Genomic DNA, 5,154 nt, shown 5'->3' with positions numbered 1-5,154 from the left:
AAACACCATTCGAAATATTTTCAGAATTATACTTATAAAATATTTGTGACTTTTCAAAGCCATAATAATAAACTGTATCGTAGTTTCGAACACCACGACCATATTCAACTGCTTGACTATAAACTTCTTCAATTTCTAATAACTGCTCAAATACTTCACGAACATGTTCAGAATATGAAACAACATCATCGTTCATATATGATAATAATTTCGAATTTGGCAATATTGTTAATGTGAATTGGTCTACTTTTACACTAATCATCAAAAAACCTCCTAAACCGTTGAAAAACGCTTAATAACGGGGTTTAGTTGAGGTCGTCTAAACAAATTGAGTGGTTAACGATAATTCTTTGCCCCCCTTATTAAAAGGAGGGGGGCAAAAAAGCGCTCAAGCTTATGCGTCTCGCCAAACCTTTTTCAAAGTTTTGGTTGGTCGACGCAACGCTTTCGCAAATGCCCCCAAACTCTTTACTCAGTTGGGAAACAATTGTATAATTAACACATCAAAAAATTAAATCACAACTAAACCACCTGCAACGTAAACATCGGCCAAAATGTTTTTACGTTGCTTTTTTTATTTTAGCACAATCACAATCAATGTTAAGCGTAATATCAACGATAATCTCCGATTTATTCCAATTGCTTTTTTGTCGTCGATTCTGCGCCTTTCAAACTTTCCAAAGTCGTACCACCAGGCAAAATTCGCCCTGGTGGGCCAACTAGGAATAGTTTAAATGAAAGGCTCTCAACGACAAAAAATTTTCTCGGCATAAATTCTCAATTATCTCGATTTTGCATTTCTATCAAAGTTTCAAGGTTCGAAAGCGTTAAATCAAATTTGAATGTCGGCATAAATAAAAAACCTGGTTTATTACGTGTATCTGCTTTTGTAAAATACGCCTGACCTGGTTTCAATTTCACATCAGATATATCTTGCGCACTGAACATGACTTCTCTAGTTTGTCTATCTGAATTACCTAAAACCATTTTAAAGCTTAATTGGTCACGTATACCTGTACCATTAAACGAATTAGCGTTTGCTTGTTGTAAACTAATCATTAATGAAACACCTGTACTGCGACCTTTCATTGCAATATTACCTAAAGCACTATAAAATCTATCTCGTTTCTCTTTTTTTAATCCTGCTAAATCATTTGTTAATGCTCCTAACTCATCAATTACTAAACAAATATTATTCCAACCTGCATTTTTGAAACCTGCTTCAATATCTTTTTTAAATCGGTCATCATTTTTTAAAATATCTTGTCTTTCAAGCATTATATTTTCAACTTTCTCAACCAATTCAAAAATTTGGTCAGATTCTCTAGGATTTTCATCGGCTACATGATCGACACCTAAAACTGTATCTAATTTTGTTAAAGCTTGTTTTCTATCTATAACAAATAATTCATGACCCTTTAATTTCAAAGTAAACATTAAATGATACAGTGAATACGATTTACCAGAACCAGTTTGACCACTTACTAACATATGTGGCGTTTTAGCTAAATTAATGTGAACACCGTTTTTCATAATCGGTATTATATGATTTTCGGTTGAATTAACAACGTCCAAATAATCTTGCATTGTTTCAAATATATATTGATTATCTGCTTTCAAATCAAGTATTTCAGCAATGAAATATTTACCTGTTATATCACGTTGAAAAGTATCAACCACACGACCATTCTCTAGTACAACAGTCATTTCATCTTTAAATGATTCTAACTTATCGTTTAAACCTGCTAAATTCATAATTCTGATTTCATTATCGCTAATAATTTTAATTTTTGGCGTTTTCGCATACTGAATTTTTTTATCGTCTAATGATTCAACAACAATATACATCTTATCCATTACTAAAGCTTTATCAATTCGATTCTTTAATAAATGATTTTTAAAAGATAAGAGAGGATTATAATTCTTCATAATCCCCCCGTCCATCAAAGCTATTAATATAACAAATAAGCTATAAATACCCAGACTCGCCAAAAGTCCAAATGTTAATTTATCAAACCAGTGTCCAATCGGTTCAAAGGTAAGATTTTCAATATGCTTTGATATTTCAAACATCAAAAATTTAAATAACTGAACAACCAAAATAATAGCGATGAATATCAGAAAAACATAATACTTCAAGTGTCGTCGTCGTGACCTTAAAGAAATTGTTTTTAACTGATTCATTTAATCACACTCCTATTGTTGTGGTTGTTTTCTTTCTAACTTAACTAAATCATCTGCAACGACAATCAAATTACTACCAAAATGCATTGTTTCACTAGGTTTCAAACCTTTTATCATAACTTTTTCGCCAACGCTAAAATCATCAAATTTTTCTGGTTCTAATTCTGGTTTATCAATAAACAAAATAAAACTTTTACGGAAATTAACACCTTTTTGCTTTTTTCGTTCTTTTGTGTTGAAATCAAATACTTCATATTCAGCATTATCCTTATCAATGTTGATTTCAAATTTTAATCCACGTGGACTATTTGGGTCTGGTACTTTATTACCTTCTTCATTTTTCATCTTATTATAGTTTTTTTCACAACTTACCATCACTAATTCTTTACCTTTTAAAAATCCTTCTACATCAAAAATTTCAAAGTTATCTAATGCTTTTAAACCTGCCATTTATATCGCTCCTATACTATTTTTTATTTTTGTTATTACATACTTACTACTGATCCAAATTAATTTACTAATTAATTTAAATGTCTCAACTACTAATCTGATACAAAATATCAATACATACTTCATAAGCTTTATACATAACTTGTTAATCTTTACCATTATCTTTAGGCTCCAAAGTAAGTGAAGTTTTTCTTGGATTATCACTTGAATCATCTTGTTTTCTAGCCAACATCAAATCATGCTCAATATCTTCTTTTTCTCTAATTAAATTTATTTTATTTGAAAGTATATAATCATATAACTTTCTACTTTCTGTTGTTTGATAACCATCAATAGCAAATTCAAGATTGCTAACGCAATCCATAATCGTTTTTAAGTTGTTATATACAATCTGATTCATCTCATATTTTTTAGATTCGTCATTTTCTTCATCATTTACTTTTTTAAAGTTTTAGTTTGAAAATTAGAAACATAAAAACATATCATATCTAATGTTGCTATTACATCATTTTCTAATTCTGATAATCTATTCAATTTTTCAAGTATTGTCACGCTTTTTACTTCTTCCAATTGAATCACACCTTTTTTTGAATATAACTAACTGATAAACCTCTAATCTGACTATTCAAATGAAATTCACGTTGTTCTAATTCATGAATATAATCCGAATAATCTTCATCGAAATATTTATCAAATAAAATTAAAAATCGTTTGTGATTACTTATCATTTTTTGTTGCTCTTTTAACATTTCAAATAACATCTCTAAATTTTTATCATAATTTTTAATTGGTAGATTAAGATTTTTTGATAAATAAGATGAACAATTTTCTATAATTTCAAATTGTTTTTTCATTAAAATGTCAGTGTCTTTAAACGTATTCGCTAAATAATTTTTAATTTGATTATCTGATAATTGATACATTAGCTAACCTCCTTTTTTTAGGTTAATTACATTATGAATCGATTCATATCGGTGCGTAAATATTTTTACATCAATCGTTATATGTGTTAAAATACTGTTAAATCAATATTTAATAAAAAACTTTAAAATTATTTTAATGTGATTCATCGGTGCATTAATGATTTTATTAAAGACGAAAAATAGGAGGTTTTCAAAATGACAGAATTTTATTCAATAAAAGAAGTTGCTAATTTATGTAATAAACACAAATCAACAGTACAAAGAAAATTAACTAAAAAGGTATTAGAAGATATAAATAATCAAATGTTAGCAATTTATAAAAAAGCAGAAGGATATAATGGCAAAACACAACTTTTCTTTAATGAATATGCAGTAAAATATATTATGACTTTATTTGATAAAGAATTAGATTATTATTCAATCGACGACATAGATTTATATGAACTAAGCAAAAGATTTAACAATAAAGAACATAACAAAAATATTAATAATATTGATGACCTAATTGATTACATTAATAACGATAAAATTAGCTATAAAGATAAATTAGATAAAATAACTAACCTTAAAAATCATATGAATAAACTAAAAGATGAAAATATTCGTCAAAAAATAGATTTAGATAGATACCAACAACAAGTAGACCAAATGGAAATACACATTCATTATCAAGATGAAGAAATAAAATATTTACGTGATGAAGTTTTGAAAGAAATAAAAAAACGATGACCCATTACTTTTTAAAGAATGGATCATCGTTCTTATGATTTTTTATCATTGTTTTATGGTCTTTATTTAATTTAACTCTTTCTTTCATATCTTTTTTCATTTTTGAAACTAATTCATCAAATACATCTTCACCATAAGCTACATAAAACATTTTCAAAAAAGTCATTGTACCGTTTTTAAATAAATTCTGATATTTTAAATCAAATTCAGTCGTATTATTAGATTCATGACCGTCTACATGCGTTATTTCGCTATTATTACTATCTATTATCTGCTGATAAAAATCGGCATACTCTAAAATTGGATAACCTTTATCATCATATGTAATAATTTTAAAGAATTTAAAGAATTGGATAAACACACCATATAATAATGATAAAAATTCATTATTATCATCATCACAATCAACAAAAAGCTTTGTTATATTATGAGCGTATGTGCTTTTTAACTCTAATTCTAATCTTGTCCAATTACTACAATTTAAAGCTTTAAATGAATCAATCGTATTTTTAGAGATTGATTCTTCTTTTTTATCATACACACGTAAAAACGAATCGCCTGTACGACTATTCACATAAATAGTTTGTATTACTCCACTACTTCCAAGCGTTCTAATTTTATCATTGGTTACTACTCTATTACCTTTGTTTTTAATTAATATTTCATCATATTTTATTTGATTTGCTAGATTACTAACTAATAAATTTTCATCTATAAAATCAATTGCTATATCTAATCTTGATAATCTTATATCAAATACAGAACTCAATTTTTTTAAAATATGATGAACGTTAATTTCACATTGCTTTTTAATTTTATACGATTTTAAATATTCTCTTAACGCTCGAGCTTTAAACTCTATAGAAAC

Annotated in this window: 7 protein-coding genes; 1 reads left to right on the top strand and 6 read right to left on the bottom strand. The window is 27.3% G+C overall.

What is annotated here, in order from left to right; genetic code table 11:
- The 5 genes from BKN05_RS11555 to BKN05_RS11535 form a co-directional block, all read right to left on the bottom strand.
- A partial coding sequence (locus BKN05_RS11555) for a hypothetical protein (RefSeq protein WP_286688697.1) occupies positions 1-196 on the bottom strand: 196 nt, incomplete at its 3' end.
- Positions 197-777: 581 nt separating this feature from the next.
- Positions 778-2,184: an FtsK/SpoIIIE domain-containing protein gene (locus tag BKN05_RS11550; protein WP_053871463.1), complete on the bottom strand. Its 1,407-nt coding sequence runs from the start codon at positions 2,182-2,184 to the stop codon at positions 778-780.
- Between the two features lie 12 nt (positions 2,185-2,196).
- Positions 2,197-2,634 (bottom strand): hypothetical protein, encoded by a 438-nt coding sequence (locus tag BKN05_RS11545; protein WP_053871462.1) that lies wholly within the window; start codon positions 2,632-2,634, stop codon positions 2,197-2,199.
- 145 nt (positions 2,635-2,779) lie between these two features.
- Positions 2,780-3,034: a hypothetical protein gene (locus BKN05_RS11540; RefSeq protein WP_286688696.1), complete on the bottom strand. Its 255-nt coding sequence runs from the start codon at positions 3,032-3,034 to the stop codon at positions 2,780-2,782.
- Positions 3,035-3,209: 175 nt separating this feature from the next.
- The gene (locus BKN05_RS11535; protein ID WP_286688695.1) at positions 3,210-3,557 is read right to left on the bottom strand and encodes a hypothetical protein; all 348 of its coding nucleotides are present in this window, start codon (positions 3,555-3,557) and stop codon (positions 3,210-3,212) included.
- Positions 3,558-3,752: 195 nt separating this feature from the next.
- Here BKN05_RS11535 and BKN05_RS11530 point away from each other — a divergent pair, with 195 nt between their 5' ends.
- Complete coding sequence (locus BKN05_RS11530; protein ID WP_237621526.1) at positions 3,753-4,286, top strand: hypothetical protein; 534 nt, start codon at positions 3,753-3,755, stop codon at positions 4,284-4,286.
- Between the two features lie 4 nt (positions 4,287-4,290).
- On the opposite strand, the gene BKN05_RS11525 is transcribed toward BKN05_RS11530, so the two are convergent.
- Positions 4,291-5,154: replication initiation factor domain-containing protein (locus BKN05_RS11525; protein WP_286688694.1), on the bottom strand; the 864-nt coding region annotated here is incomplete at its 5' end.

The sequence above is a fragment of the Corynebacterium sp. S5S1 genome, from assembly GCF_001913985.1.
GTDB classification, from domain to species: Bacteria; Actinomycetota; Actinomycetes; order Mycobacteriales; family Mycobacteriaceae; genus Corynebacterium; species Corynebacterium marquesiae.
This window is presented reverse-complemented; position numbering and strand designations above follow the sequence as displayed.